Raw genomic sequence first — 13,704 nt, 5'->3', positions numbered from 1 at the left:
GCCGCCTGGCGCTATCATGGCCCCCCGGGAGAGCGCACTCCGGGGGTCCCATGACTGGCTTCATCCGCGCCGCGGGCGTCTGTCTGGCCGTCTCCACGTGGTTGGCCCTGTCGGGCTGCGCGGGTTCGCTGCGCCAGAACTACCTGCGCGACAAGGCGGCCACCCACGTCTACCGCCAGCCGCTGGCGGAGCTCTGGCCCCAGGTGAAGGCGCTGCTGAAGGAGCGGGGCTACTCGTGGAAGGAGGCCCCGGGCAGCTACGTGCTGGAGACGGAGTGGCGCGACTCCGGGGGCGGCACCCTGGGCGCCTCCGCCGCCTCGCGCTACCTGGTGGAGGGGGTCTCCAGGGCCCAGGGCGGCGTCGTCCTGCGGGTGATGCGCGGCGACCGCGTCACCCAGCCCACCGGCGTGGGCTACGTGCAGGGCAGCGTGGGCGACGCCAGCACGCTCAAGGGCCGCGAGGAGCGCTCGGTGGCCGTGAACAACGCGAGCACCTCCGGCGTGCTGCCCACCCGGCAGAACTACGCGCGGGACCTGGAGCTGGAGCTGCTGCTGCTCCAGCGCATCGACCCGGGGTCCGCCGCGCGGCTGGAGGCGGAGGCGCGCTCCGCCCACCCCTGAGCTACTCCTTCTCGTAGGGACGGGAGATGACGCAGGCGTTGATGCCGCCCACGCCCATGGACAGCTTGCCGGCGCAGCCCGCGGGCGTGGCCACCGCCTCGTCGAAGACGTAGCGGCCGTGCACCTGGGAGATCTGCTGGTTCAGCTCCGAGCGCTTCAGCGGCGTGGGGAAGATGCTGCCGCGCTGGTAGCCCAGGTACTGCGCCGTCAGCTCCCAGCCGCCGCCGGCGGCCATGCCGTGGCCGAACGTGCCCTTGCGCGCGGTGATGAGCACCGACTCCGGCATCACGTCCCGCAGGTTCTGCACCTCCAGGTAGTCCCCCGGCGTGGCGGTGGCGTGCAGGTCCCAGCTCCCCAGGTCCGAGGGCGTGCACTGCGCGGCGGCCAGCGCCTCGCGGATGGCCAGCGTGGGGCCCTCCTTGGACGGGGTGATGATGTGGTCGGCGTCCGCGGTGACGCCCACGGCGACGGGCTCCATGCCCAGCGGCTTGAAGCCCTTGGACGTGAAGTACTCCCAGTCTCCCAGCACCCAGACCACGGCGCCGCCGGCGATGTGCGTGCCCCGGAGCGCGGTGAGCGGCTTGGAGATGGCCGCGTCCGCGGAGATGACGCGCGCGTTGTAGAAGCCGCCCACCACCAGCGGGTTGGGCGCCGCGTCCGTCATGCCCATCACCACCGCCTTGGCCTCACCCAACTGGATGGCGTTCATCGCCAGCTTCAGGCCGTAGCCGAAGGACGAGCACGCCGCCACGGGGGCGAACGTCATGCCGGTGATGTGGCCCAGCATCGAAATCTGCGAGGCGGGCGTGTTGTGGATGTTCCACAGCACGTTGGAGGAGACGGCGTTCCACGGCGGCTCCGGCGCGTTCCACTTCTTCTGCAGCCGGGCGTTGCGGGTGCGCTTCTCCTTGATGACGGCCAGCTTGGCGGACTCCACGTCCGCGCCCTCCGGCACGCCGATGGCCTCGATGTCCCGCAGCTCCGCCAGGTAGTCGCGCAGCTCCGTGGAGCGGCCCGTCCAGTAGTGCCACCAGGCCTCCTCGGCCTCGTCGCGCGCCAGCTCGTCCACGCTGGCGGGCTCCGGGGGCAGGCCCGGCAGCGCCTCGCGCGTCTCCAGCCACTGGCGCAGGCTGGCGTTGCGCTCCGGGGACGCCCAGAAGCGGTCCCACCGGCGCTGGGCGCGGTGCAGGTCCAGGGAGATGGCCTGGATGGTGGGCAGGTCGCCCAGGCCCGTGCCCACGTACACGTGCGCGCGGGGGCCGAGCGCCTGCAGCTCCTGCTCGATGCCCGGGTTCTGCGAGAGCGACTGGATGAACGCGCCGATGGCGAACTGCGTCGGCTGGCCCATCTTCCGCTCCAGCATGGAGAAGCGGTTGGCCGGGAAGCGCTCGTCGATCCACGGCTTGTACTCGGCCAGGTCGAACTCCGGCATGCCGACCAGGAAGTTGTCCGGCCCGAAGCCATTGAAGGGAGACAGCCAGCTCTCGGACGACGAGAGGTTCTTCTCGAACGCCTCGATGTTCCTGGACCGGGGGGCGACGACGCCCCATCCGAAGATGCCTACTCTGCGCACGGTGTGACTTTCCTTGTCCGCTAGGGGGCCAGCGGCTCGATCTTCAGATTGTCGAAGTGGACCCGGGTCTTCCATCCCGAGAAGGCGAAGTACTGGTTGCGCGCTCCCTCCAGGGGGACGGGGTCCTTGAGGGTGAGGAAGGGCTGCCCATCCAGCTCCCACGCGAGCGTGTCGCCCCGGCGGGTCAGCTTGAAGTGGTGGCGCTTGCCCGGCACCACGGCGGCGCCGTCGCGAACCGAGCGGTCGGCGGTGTGCTCGTTCTGGCGGGCGATGACGGACTGGGTGTTGCGCCAGCCGCCGAAGATGAAGACGTAGCCGGTGGCCGTGTACTGCAGCCGCAGGTCGCCGTTGTAGAACGACCGGCCGTCACCCCAGGCTTCGACCTTGATGTCGCCCTCGGGGCTGTCCGTCCAGGCGTCGAACTCGATGGTGGCGTCGCGCGGCAGGGGGCGCTTGAGCCACACGGGGCGGTTGTGGAGCAGCTCCACCACGAGCGCCCCGTCCACCAGCTTCACCGCGTCCGGGTTGGTGACGTTCCAGTCGTCGCCCAGCGTGTCGCGGTTGAAGTCGTCCGCGAAGGGGCCGGCGGGAACCTGGGGCGCGGCGGGACGGGCCCGGGCCGGCAGCCGCTCCGGCGAGTCCACGCGGAGGTTGTCGAAGTAGATCTGCGACTCGAAGCCGGACAGGCCCAGCCGGTCGTGGCCGGGGCCCCCGAGCGGGCGCGGATCATCCAGCTCCAGGAACGGCTCCCCGTCGATGGACCAGCGCAGCAGCGTGCCCCGGCGCTCGATGCGCCAGTGGTACGTGCGGCCCGCCTGCACGGGCGTGTTGCGCGCCTCCACCCGCACGCGGGTGTCGTCGCTGAAGACGCTGGCGAGGCTCGCGTCGCCGCCGCCCTCGGCCTTGCGCGCCGCGCGGCGCTTGAGCACGTCGAGCGACTGCGCGTTGATGTCCAGGCGCGCCAGCACGGAGGTGGAGTTGTTCCACCCGCCCTGGACCAGCGTGTAGCCGGAGGCGGGGTCCATGCCGTTGCCGAACACCTCCACCCGGATGTCGCCCTCCGGCATCTCCGACCGGACGTCGAACTCGATGGCCACGTCGTCCGGCAGCGGCGCCTGGAGCCACAGCGGGTTGTTCTTCACGCCGGGCGCCAGCAGCTCGCCCCGCATCACCCGCCAGTAGCCGCCCACGGAGGAGAAGTCGCGCTTCACCACCGCCGGGTCGTCGAAGTCCTGGCTGTAGGGGACCTGCGCCGTCACCTCCGCGTCCCCGCGCAGGAACACGTAGTGGATGAGCGGGAACTGGATGAACAGGATGACGCCGGCGAGCACGGCCCAGCCGCGACGCGTCAGCCCCTGCGGCTTCTGCCATGCCGCCTTCGGGGTGACCGACTCCTGCCCGGGCGTGGGCTCGGGAGGGGACTCCGGCTGCTTTTCCTTCTCCTTGCGCCTGGCCTGACCCATTGCTCCTTCGGGGGATTTCCGGGGGGAAAGGGGGCGGAATGTACGCGCCACGCCGGTGGAGGTAAAGCGCGGCCAGCGACCCCGGGGGGTTGGCTACTTGACCCCCCAACGTTTCTCGAGCGCCCGCTGTTCCGCCTGGCGCAGCTTCTGCCGTTCCTTCTCGGCGCGCAGCTTGTCGGACTCTTCCGGGGAAGGCCGCATGGCCAACTGGTACACGGCGCCGGCGATGGCGAACAGGCCCGCGGCGACGATGACGCCCCAGGGGCGGCTCGCCACGGCGGCCACCAGCCCGCCGAACTGGTGCAGGGCCGCCAGCGCGCCAATCACCAGCACCCAGCCGCCCGCCGCGGCCGCCACCAGCGCGCTGAACACGCGGTGCAGCAGCGCGCCCACCAGCCCGCCGATGATGAACCCCGGCGCGAAGCCGAGCAGGAAGTCCTGGGGCCCGGCGATCTGCCCGGCCACCAGCCCCAGCGGGATGCCCAGGCCGATGAAGGTGACGGCGGGGGGGAAGGCGAACCCCAGCACCAGCAGCACCGCGGCCACGATGGAGGGCATGCGCGGATCCACCTCCGGCAGGCCCAGCTTGGCGAGCACCACGCCCGTCCACAGCAGGCCCAGCAGCGCGCCGATGGGCCCCGCGAGCACCCGGAACATGCGCGGTCCGCCGCCGACGAGCAGCAGTGTCAGCCCCAGCACGCAGGCGATGATGCCCGCCCACATGGGCAGCAGGCGGTAGATGCCGACCCAGCCCGAGGGGTTGAACTCCTGATACGACTTGAGGGCCTGGAGGAGGCCTTCCATGGGCTCCATCTCCTTGCGACGAGGACGCGCGTCTTCCGAGTCTAAGCGTACCGGGTGAGCGCCAACAGCAGCAGCAGGACGAAGACGGCGGCGCCCACGAGCGCGAAGGCGTAGAGGCCGCGGGGCGTGGCGGTGCGGCGCAGCAGCTCCTCGGCCTCGGCCCGGTCCTCGGGGGAGGGAGTGCCCGACAGGAGACGCTCGGCGTCGCGCCGCGCCCCGGCGACGTCGCCGGCCTCCTTCCGGGCCCAGGCCGCGCGGAGCTCCGGGGAGCCGGGGGCCGGGGGCGTCTGTCCGCCTTTTGCCATGGGGGCGCTCTATACCGGGGAATGCGAGGACCCGTCGACGGTATATAGATGCGTCTTATGTCCGCGCGGCGCCTGACCCGTCGAAACCTCCTGCTCGGCTCCGCCGCGCTCGTCCCGCTGCTGGCGGGGCGTGCGCACGCCTTCGGCGAGAAGAGCCGCTTCATCCCCGCCGTCGCGAAGCACGGGGGACGCTGGGACGGGCGGCTGTCGGGCCTGCGGCGCATCGCCTGGGAGCTGCAGCGGCGCACGTCCGTGGAGGTCGTCCCCGACGCGCGCCCCTTCCCGCTGAGCAGCCCGGACCTCTTCGAGTATCCGTTCCTCTACTTCGGCGGCGACGGCGCCTTCCCCGCGCTGGGCGACGCGGAGGTGACCAACCTGCGCCGCTACCTCACGTACGGCGGCTTCATGCTGGCGGACGCCAACGACGCCAGCGACGGCGCCGGCTTCGACGCCAGCTTCCGGCGGGAGATGGCGCGCGTGCTGCCCCAGAACCGGCTCGCGGAGGTCCCCTCCAACCACGTGGTGTACAAGTCCTTCTTCCTGCTGGACTCGGCCCCGGGGCGGCTGCTCAACAAGCCCCAGATGCTGGCGGCCACCCTGGGCAAGCGCGCCGCGGTGCTGTACTCGCAGAACGACCTGGCCGGGGCGTGGAGCCGCAACGAGTCCGGGGACTACGAGTTCGACGTGAGCCCCGGCGGCGAGCCCCAGCGCGAGCTGGCCGTGCGCCTGGGCATCAACGTGTGCATGTACGCCCTCTGCCTGGACTACAAGGACGACGCCGTCCACCTGCCGCTCATCCTCAACAAGCGGCGCTGAAGAGCCTGGATGAACTCCCCCACCTTCAACGCCTGGAAGCTCGTCAGCCTCTCCCCGCTGCCCTCGTGGGCGCTCGTCGCGCTCGCGCTCGGGTTGGTGCTGGGCGTGGGCCTGGCGGCCTGGGGCGTGCGTCGTGAGCCCTCGCGCGGGCGCCGCGTCCTGCTGTGGACCCTGCGGCTGGCCGCGGGCGTGGCCGCGCTCTTCTTCCTGCTGGAGCCGGGCATCCGTCACCTGCAGGTCGCGCGGATGAAGAACCGCGTGGCGGTGCTGGTGGACCGCTCGGCGTCCATGGGCTTCCCGTCCGAACCCAACGGCCCCACGCGCAGCGCGCAGGTGGCCGCCTTCCTGGAGAAGGCCGCGCCGTCGCTGGCGGCGCTCCAGGACCGCTTCACGGTGGAGATGTACGGCTTCGACCCGGAGCTGGCCCCGGTGACGCCCGCGTCGCTGGCCAAGGACCCGGCGCGCGCGGGCACCACGGACCTGCTGGCGGCGCTGCGCTCGTCGGCGGGGGCGGGGCAGGGCTCGCGCAAGCTGTCCGGCGTGCTCCTGTTCAGCGACGGCGCGGACAACACGGAGCTGAAGGCGGGCGTGGTGGGGCGCGCCCGCGCGGCGCTGGCGGACCTGGGCGTGCCCGTCTCCACCTTCACCGTGGGGCAGGAGGCCTTGAAGGACCTGGCCATCGAGGGCCTCAAGGTCGACGACTTCGCCTTCGTGCGCAACTCGCTCACCGTGGAGGCGGAGGTGCATGGCCGCGGCTTCCGGGGGCAGGAGGTGCCCGTCGTGCTCGGCCAGGAGGGCAAGACGGTGGCGAGCAAGACGGTGCGCTTCGAGACGAACGACGACGTGAAGCAGGTGTCCTTCACCTTCACGCCGGACCAGACCGGGCGCTTCGTCTACACGGTGTCGGTGCCCACCTTCCCGGACGAGGCGGTGGCGGACAACAACAGCCGCTCCTTCACGCTGAAGGTCATCCGCGACCGCGTGCGTGTGCTGCTGGTGGTGGGCCGGCCGTCGTGGGACGAGCGCTACCTGCGCGGCCTGCTGCGCCAGGACGCGAACGTGGACCTCATCAGCTTCTACATCCTGCGCACGCTGTCGGACGACCCGGGCGTGTCGAGCGAGCGCGAGCTGTCGCTCATCCCGTTCCCCATGGAGGAGATCTTCGACACGAAGCTGGACACCTTCGACGTCGTCGTCTTCCAGAACTTCGGGCACGCGGACCCGTCGCTGTCCATCGCCGAGTACGAGCGCAACCTGGAGCGCTACATCCACAACGGCGGCGCCTTCGTGATGATCGGCGGCGACAGCGTGCTGGGCGAGGGCCGCGCGACGATGCCCACGCTGATGGAGGCCCTGCCCGTGGCCGCGGCGGGCCCCGCCAACCCGGAGCCCTTCACCGCGCGCCTGACGCCGGAGGGGCTGCGCCACCCGGTGACGGCCATCGGCACGGGCGCGTCGAGCACCGAGGCCGCGTGGGCGGAGCTGCCGCCCATCCCCGGCATCAACCTCACGCAGGCCCGCCCGGGCGCCACGGTGCTGCTGGAGCATCCGCACCAGACGGTCAACGGGAAGAACGCGCCGCTCGTGGCGGTGTGGGACTACGGCCGGGGCCGCGCGCTCGTCATGGCGACGGACGCGTCCTGGTACTGGGCCTTCGCCGCGCACCGCGACGGCTCGCCCAACCGCGCGTATGACCGCTTCTGGGGCAACGCGCTGCGGTGGCTGGTGCGCGACCCGGACCTGACGACGCTGAAGGTGACGGCGGACCCGCCGTCGGTGGAGCCGGGGCGGCCGGTGGGCGTGGTGGTGCAGGCGCGCAGCGCGGACTACCAGCCCGCGCAGGACGCGCAGGTGCGCGTGGAGCTGTTCTCCGTGGCCACGCAGAAGCCGGTGGCGGTGCAGACCGGCGCCACGGGCGTGGACGGCGTGGTGCGGTTGGAGTTCGCGCCGCCGGCGCCGGGGCCGTACAAGTTGTTGGCCTCCGCGAAGAAGGGCGAGACGGACCTGGGGCAGGGCGAGGACGCGGTGGCGGTGCGCGCGGTGGGGCCGGAGCTGTCGGACGCCTCCGTGCGGCCGGAGCTGATGGAGCAGGTCGCGAAGGTGACGGGCGGCAAGGCGTACAAGCTGCCGCAGGACGGCCTGCCGGACGTGCCGCTGCTGGACCCGCCGGTGGTGGAGGTGGGCCGCGCGAAGGACCAGCCGCTGTGGGACCGCTGGTACTACCTGGTGGCGCTCGTCGGCTTGCTGGGCGCGGAGTGGTTCGCGCGCCGCCGCTTCGGCTACGTGTAACGCGGTGTGACGGCGCCTGGCGCAACGCCGGGCGCTGTAGCGTGGGCGACGGGTGCGCTAGACAGGGGAGAACGCCCTCTTCCTGGAGTCCTCCGCGTGCGCCATGTCCTCGCGCTGCTCGTCGTCTTCCTGCCGCTGACCCCGTCGCTCGCGCAGTCGTTGCCGCCGGACCTGGACGCGACGATGGAGCGCACGCTGAAGACGTTCGACGTGCCCGGCGTGGCGCTGGCGGTGGTGAAGGACGGCAAGGTCGTCCTGGCCAAGGGCTACGGCGTGCGCAAGCTGGGCGACGCGGCGCCGGTGACGGCGGACACGCTGTTCGCCATCGCCTCCAACAGCAAGGCCTTCACGGCGGCCGCCGTGGCGATGCTCGTCGACGAGGGGAAGCTCAGCTGGGACGACCGCGTGGTGGACCACGTGCCGTCCTTCCAGATGTTCGACCCGTACGTCACGCGCGAGATGACGGTGCGCGACCTGTTCGTCCACCGCAGCGGCTTGGGGTTGGGCGCGGGGGACCTGCTGTACTTCCCGCAGTCCACCTTCACCGAGGACGAAATCGTCGCGAAGCTGCGCCACATCGCGCCCGCGACGAGCTTCCGCAGCCGCTACGCGTACGACAACATCCTCTACCTGGTCGCGGGCAAGGTCATCGAGAAGGTGAGCGGCCGGCACTGGCGCGACTTCGTGCGCGAGCGCATCTTCCTGCCGCTGGCCATGAAGGACAGCAGCACGCTGTCCAAGGCGCTGCGCGTGAGCGCCAACGTGGCGACGCCGCACGCCAAGGCGGACGGCGTGCTCAAGCCCATCTCCCCCATGGGCTTCGACAACAACGCGCCCGCGGCGGCCATCAACTCCACGGTGAACGACCTGGCGAAGTGGATGTTGACGCAGTTGGGCCGGGGCGTGGTTCCGGGCACGGAGGGGAAGAAGCGCCTGTTCAGCGAGGCGCAGTCGAAGGAGATGTGGGCGGCGCAGACGGTGATGTCCGTCCCCGAGCCGTCGAAGGCGCTGACGGGGCTGCGCGCGAACTTCGCGGCCTATGCCCTGGGCTGGTCGCTGCGGGACTACCGGGGCTACAAGCTGGTGGGGCACAGCGGCGCGCTGCCGGGCTACTACTCGCGTGTGCTGCTGGTGCCGGAGCTGAACCTGGGCATCGCCGTGCTGACGAACCAGGAGGAGCGCGGCGGCTTCGAGGTGCCCCTGTGGACGGTGCTCGACGCGTACCTGGGCGCGCCCGCGACGGACTGGGTGGCCGCGTTCAAGGCGGACGACGACGCGAAGCGGGCCAAGGCGGAGGGACAGCTCGCGGGCCTCCAGGGTGGGCGCAACACGCAGTCCAAGCCGTCGCTGCCGCTCGAGGCGTACGCCGGGAAGTTCCGCGACCCGTGGTACGGCGACGTGACGCTGGTGCGCGAGGGCGAAAAGCTGGTGCTGCGCTTCGGCCGCACGCCGGGACTCGTGGGCGACCTGGAGCACTGGCAATACGACACGTTCGTCGCGCGCTGGAGGGACCGCTCGCTCAACGCGGACGCGTTCGTGTCCTTCACGCTCAAGCCGGATGGTTCGCTGGGGGAGATGCGGATGCAGCCCGTGTCGCCGCTCACCGACTTCAGCTTCGACTTCCAGGACCTGCGCTTCGCGCCCGTGCAGGAGCCGGCGGGCGCCGCCGTCGCCCGACCCGTCCACTGAGCCGGGGGGCTTCCGCTCCGCGCGTCGCGGGGCCAGGGGCCGGAGTGGCGTCCACCGGTGGTGACGTCGCGCCGTGTCGCTCATCCGAGCGCGCCGCGGCCCGCGCCGAGGGGTCGTCGTTGGATGTGAGGGGTTCCGAGGGCGGTGATGGGGTCGTGCTACCGTCGCCGGCTCGATGAGCGCCTTGTCGCGACGTGTCTCCGTCCCTGTCGTCTGGATGCTGGCCTGTGGCCTGTCGGGCTGCCTCGCCCGTCGCCCCTCGAACTACCTTCCGTCGGAGCAACTCGCGCTGAGCCAATGCCTGGCGGAAGAGGGGCTGCCTCCAGGCCCGAGCGCCGGTAGGCCCGAGTGCAACCCTCCCGCGATGCGGTTCCTGTTGGAGTTGGAGTCTCGTGCCACGTGCCGAGAGGACCGGGATTGCGACGATGTCCTCATCTGGACGACCCTGGGGATTGCCGAGCCTGCCTTCGTCGCGGTGAATCGTGCGTGGTGGGAGGCGAAGGGGAAGGCCAAGGCCGAGCAGCTGAAGTGCGCCATCATCTGCGGCGTCATCAATTCCAGGCCGAGCGGCGCCGTGTGCCGGCGCAATCGCTGCGAACTGGTGCAGGGGTCCTATCTCCTCACCTTCCATAAACCCCAGGAGTCCGTCTGCGCGAGGCGCTTCGCGTGGCGCCGTGAGCTTCCCGCCTGGCCGTGAGGCACTCGGCGGGAAGCCACGAACACGACCGACGGGTTACTGCTTCTCCACCACGCCGCAGGCGATGCGGCCACCGGCGTCGCCGGTCGGGTCGGAGTAGTAGTCATCCTGCTTGGCGTGGACGACGATGGCGGAGCCGTCCTTGTCGAACAGCGACTTCACGGTGAGGCCGCCGGTGGCGAACGTGTCGAACTGCACCTTGCCCTCCGGGTCCACGTAGAGGTTGGGCAGGTCGCCGTGGTGCTTGCCCTTGGTGGCCATGATGCCGTGGGCCTTCTTCGTCGGGTTGAAGTGGCCACCCGCCGTCTTGAAGTCCGGGGCCTCGCACTTGCCCACCTCGTGGATGTGGATGGCGTGCTCGCCCGGCGCCAGGTTGGTCAGGGTGCCCTTGATGACGACGCCACCGGCCGTCTGCTCGAGGGTGATTTCACCCAGGTCCTTGCCCTGGGCGTCCCGCATCACGGCCTTCGCCGTCTCGCCCTTCTTCGGCGCGGGCTGCTTCGGCGCGGCGGCGGCGGGGGGCTGCTCCGCCGGCGCGGGGGCCGCGGCCTGGGGCGCCTGGGCCAGCGCGGGGGCGGCGGCGGTGAGGACGGTGGCGGTCAGCAGCGCTCGGATCTTCATGAGAGTGTCCTTCCTCCTGAGGAGATGTGTGCTCAGCGACGGGCGGACACTAGCGGTTGTTCAAGCGGCCCGGTGGGAAACCATGCGGGCCGCTCGAAGCGGGATGTTCACTGCTGGGACTCCGACGTCACCAGTGGAACGGGCACCACGCGTGAAGCGCCGAACGCGGGCGCCCAGTTGCGCTGGACGTCGGCGCTGTTGAGGAACCGCACGATGGCCTGGAACGCGGCCTGCGGGCCGCCCAGCGTCTCCGCCCACTCCAACCCGCGCGGTGACAGGTTCGGCACCAGCGGGCCCAGCTCGTCCGCGGATTCCACCGAGCGTGTGACCCGCAGCCCCTCGTCGCGGAGGCGCTGGGGCACGTACAGCGGCGCGAAGCGCGCGTGCCGGTGGTCGTGGACGCAGCCCTCCTCCTCGAGCAGCGCCGCGGACAGGGGCAGCTCCCGCACGTTGAAGAGCAGCTTCACCGCCCCGACGTGCGGGTCGTACGGCCCGCGCAGGCGGTGGTCCCCGCGTGGGATGAGGCGCCGGTCCAGGTAGCAGTAGGCGCGCGCCTCGGGCGGCAGGGTGCCGCGGTGCCGGGCTCCGCCATAGCGGAAGAAGGGGCGCAGGTGGCGCGCGTCCACCTCCAGCGGCGTCCCCACCTTCAGCGCCCGCAGCTTGGGCAGCAGCTCCTCCGGCAGGCCGTGGGCCCGCGCGAACTCGGGCAGCGACTCCTCGGTGGCGGCGGCGAAGGCGCGGATGCGCTCGAGCAGGCGCTGCGGGTCCGCGTCCACCAGCAGCTCGTCGAAGCGCGTCTTCACCCCGGGCAGGCTCACCGGCACCAGCGTGGTGAGCGGCTCGCCGAGCGCGCTCCACCGCGCGTCCAGCGCGCTGGCCTCCGGCGTCGTGGGCGCCAGCCGCCACTCCGGGGCCTCCGGCGTGAAGTGCTGGAAGCTGCCCTTGCGCTCGAAGCGCGGCGGGTCCATGTGGCCTGGAATGGATGACCACACGGTGATGCAGGTGCGCACCTGCGTGCCCGCGAACGCGCCAGGGCCCAGGTCCACCACCTCCCGCAAGGCGAGGGTGCGTGTGAGGGATTGGCGCAGGGGCGCGTAGAGAAAGGCATCCAACAGGCTCGCGGGCGTGATGAAGGCCAGCACCCCCGGGCGCGTGGAGAGTCTTTGCGCCGCCACCAGCAGGAAGAACGCGAAGTCGTCCCGCAGGCTGGTGCCCGGTGGAAGCGCGAACGGGAGCAGCGCCCGCAGCTTCGCGTAGGCATTGGGGTCCTTCAGCACGGGGGACGTGCCGTTGTAGGGCGGATTGCCCACCCACAGCTCACGGTGGTCCGGGGACACCGTGGCCAGGATGGGGTCCATCCCCGCGCGCAGCGCGTCACCCTCGCGCACCTCCGCGCTGGGGACTCGGGCCTGACACAGCCGGGCGACGGCTGGATCCAGCTCCAACCCGCAGAGTCGGGCGCCGGGCCAGAGCTTGGCGGCGGCCGAGAGAAACGCTCCGGCCCCGCAGGCCGGATCGATGACAGTGAGTGGCCCGTCCCCCAGGTGCGCCATCGCAAGCGATAGCGTGCGCTCCACCAGCGGCGCGGGGGTGAAGAACGCCCCCACCGCTTTTCGGTCCAGCCCGGGGAACTGGTGGACGAGCTTTTCCTCGTCGACGTCCAGAATCCTATTCGCTGCGCGTGGCATCGGGGACCCATCCTAGCGACCACGCATGCGCCCAGTATCCCGCGGGCTGTGATTCAAGCGCCGCTTGTGTGCGGATGTGATGTCCCAATCAATTCACATGCCCGGGAGTCTGAGTTTGGGAGCCCGCAGCAAGGGGTTTCCCTTAGCCCGCACGTGCCGCGGACGTCCGACAGCGGCTCCTGCGTCAGCCTGGCTGGGCCTGCGTGCGTGCCGTGAGCCGGGATTCCCACCACCGGAAGGCGCCCATCCCCACCACCATTCCGACGACGAAGAGCAGCACCGTCGCGCCTCCCACGGGCAGGACCACGAGCGCGGGCCCCGGGCAGTAGCCCGCCAGTCCCCAGCCCACGCCGAAGAGCGCCGCGCCCGCAACGAGCCGCGCGTCCACGCGCGTCGTGCCCGCGGTGGGGAACGCGGGCGCGAGCACCGGCCGCCGTCGGCGCAGGATGAGGCGCCGCAGCAGCGCGTGGCTGCCGAGCGCGCCCGCCATGACGAACGCGAGGCTCGGGTCCCACGCGCCCGCCACGTCGAGGAAGCCCACCACCTTCGCCGGGTCCGTCATGCCGCCCAGCCCCAGGCCCACCGCGAACAGCAGCCCGGCCAGTCCCGCCGCGAGCGAGGCCTTCATGGCGCGCCCCCCACCACGTGCCGCGCGACGAAGACGGTGAGCGCGCCCGTCGCCATGAACACCAGCGTCGCCACCAGCGAGCGCCCCGCGCCCCGCGCCAGCCCGCAGACGCCGTGGCCGCTCGTGCAGCCGTTGCCCAGCCGCGTGCCGAAACCCACCAGCAGCCCCGCGACGACGGCGACCCCGAGCCCCGGCACCACGGGGGCTCCGAAGGCGTGCGGCCGGACGAGCGCCAGCAGCACGCCACCGCCCGCGAGCCCCAGGAGGAAGGCGCCCCGCCAGCCGGCCTCGCCGGGAGCGGGGGCCAGCAGCCCACCGAGGATGCCGCTGATGCCCGCGACGCGGCCGTTGAAGAGCAAGAGGAGCGAGGCGGCCACGCCGATGAGGACGCCGCCCAGCAGGGGAAGGAGGTAGGAGTTCATCGAAGCCACACCCGACGAGAAGAGAGTCCGAGCAGGGGCGGGTCTCGACGCCCCCGGTCACCCCGCCATGATGACGGGGTGCGCCCGTG

General features: G+C 71.7%; 13 protein-coding genes. 5 read left to right on the top strand and 8 right to left on the bottom strand.

The features are described 5' to 3' along the window. Positions 1–50: 50 nt before the first annotated feature. Entirely contained in the window at positions 51–620 is a 570-nt protein-coding gene (locus LZ198_RS19940; protein ID WP_253973601.1) for a hypothetical protein, read from the top strand. 1 nt (position 621) lies between these two features. Here the strand turns inward: LZ198_RS19940 and LZ198_RS19935 are convergent, their stop codons facing one another. The 4 genes from LZ198_RS19935 to LZ198_RS19920 all read right to left on the bottom strand — a co-directional run bounded on the left by LZ198_RS19935 (position 622) and on the right by LZ198_RS19920 (position 4,765). Next, on the bottom strand, positions 622–2,193 hold the full coding sequence (locus LZ198_RS19935) for a beta-ketoacyl synthase N-terminal-like domain-containing protein (RefSeq protein ID WP_253973600.1): 1,572 nt from the start codon (positions 2,191–2,193) through the stop codon (positions 622–624). A gap of 20 nt (positions 2,194–2,213) precedes the next feature. Further along, positions 2,214–3,656 carry a DUF6250 domain-containing protein gene (locus tag LZ198_RS19930; RefSeq protein ID WP_253973599.1) on the bottom strand — a complete coding sequence of 481 codons (1,443 nt, stop codon included), beginning with the start codon at positions 3,654–3,656 and terminating at the stop codon, positions 2,214–2,216. A gap of 93 nt (positions 3,657–3,749) precedes the next feature. Further along, complete coding sequence (locus LZ198_RS19925) at positions 3,750–4,460, bottom strand: hypothetical protein (RefSeq protein WP_253973598.1); 711 nt, start codon at positions 4,458–4,460, stop codon at positions 3,750–3,752. Positions 4,461–4,501: 41 nt separating this feature from the next. Next, on the bottom strand, positions 4,502–4,765 hold the full coding sequence (locus LZ198_RS19920; RefSeq protein ID WP_253973597.1) for a molecular chaperone DnaJ: 264 nt from the start codon (positions 4,763–4,765) through the stop codon (positions 4,502–4,504). A 57-nt stretch (positions 4,766–4,822) separates the two neighbouring features. Here LZ198_RS19920 and LZ198_RS19915 point away from each other — a divergent pair, with 57 nt between their 5' ends. The 4 genes from LZ198_RS19915 to LZ198_RS19900 all read left to right on the top strand — a co-directional run bounded on the left by LZ198_RS19915 (position 4,823) and on the right by LZ198_RS19900 (position 10,256). Then, a complete protein-coding gene (locus LZ198_RS19915; protein WP_253973596.1) occupies positions 4,823–5,581 on the top strand; it encodes a DUF4159 domain-containing protein in 759 nt (252 codons plus the stop codon). A 9-nt stretch (positions 5,582–5,590) separates the two neighbouring features. Continuing rightward, entirely contained in the window at positions 5,591–7,870 is a 2,280-nt protein-coding gene (locus LZ198_RS19910; RefSeq protein WP_253973595.1) for a glutamine amidotransferase, read from the top strand. Positions 7,871–7,966: 96 nt separating this feature from the next. Then, positions 7,967–9,559, top strand: a complete 1,593-nt coding sequence (locus LZ198_RS19905; RefSeq protein WP_253973594.1) for a serine hydrolase — start codon at positions 7,967–7,969, stop codon at positions 9,557–9,559. Between the two features lie 184 nt (positions 9,560–9,743). Continuing rightward, positions 9,744–10,256 (top strand): hypothetical protein, encoded by a 513-nt coding sequence (locus LZ198_RS19900; protein ID WP_253973593.1) that lies wholly within the window; start codon positions 9,744–9,746, stop codon positions 10,254–10,256. A 36-nt stretch (positions 10,257–10,292) separates the two neighbouring features. Here the strand turns inward: LZ198_RS19900 and LZ198_RS19895 are convergent, their stop codons facing one another. From LZ198_RS19895 to LZ198_RS19880, 4 genes are all read right to left on the bottom strand, one after another. Then, a complete protein-coding gene (locus LZ198_RS19895; RefSeq protein ID WP_253973592.1) occupies positions 10,293–10,877 on the bottom strand; it encodes a superoxide dismutase family protein in 585 nt (194 codons plus the stop codon). A gap of 107 nt (positions 10,878–10,984) precedes the next feature. Further along, a complete protein-coding gene (locus LZ198_RS19890; protein ID WP_253973591.1) occupies positions 10,985–12,565 on the bottom strand; it encodes an HsdM family class I SAM-dependent methyltransferase in 1,581 nt (526 codons plus the stop codon). Positions 12,566–12,749: 184 nt separating this feature from the next. After that, positions 12,750–13,193 carry a DUF6691 family protein gene (locus LZ198_RS19885; protein ID WP_253973590.1) on the bottom strand — a complete coding sequence of 148 codons (444 nt, stop codon included), beginning with the start codon at positions 13,191–13,193 and terminating at the stop codon, positions 12,750–12,752. Continuing rightward, positions 13,190–13,615, bottom strand: a complete 426-nt coding sequence (locus tag LZ198_RS19880) for a YeeE/YedE family protein (protein WP_253973589.1) — start codon at positions 13,613–13,615, stop codon at positions 13,190–13,192. Before LZ198_RS19880 ends, LZ198_RS19885 begins: the two co-directional genes overlap by 4 nt. Positions 13,616–13,704: the final 89 nt, after the last annotated feature.

The organism is Myxococcus dinghuensis (assembly GCF_024198235.1).
GTDB lineage: Bacteria > Myxococcota > Myxococcia > Myxococcales > Myxococcaceae > Myxococcus > Myxococcus dinghuensis.
This window is presented reverse-complemented; position numbering and strand designations above follow the sequence as displayed.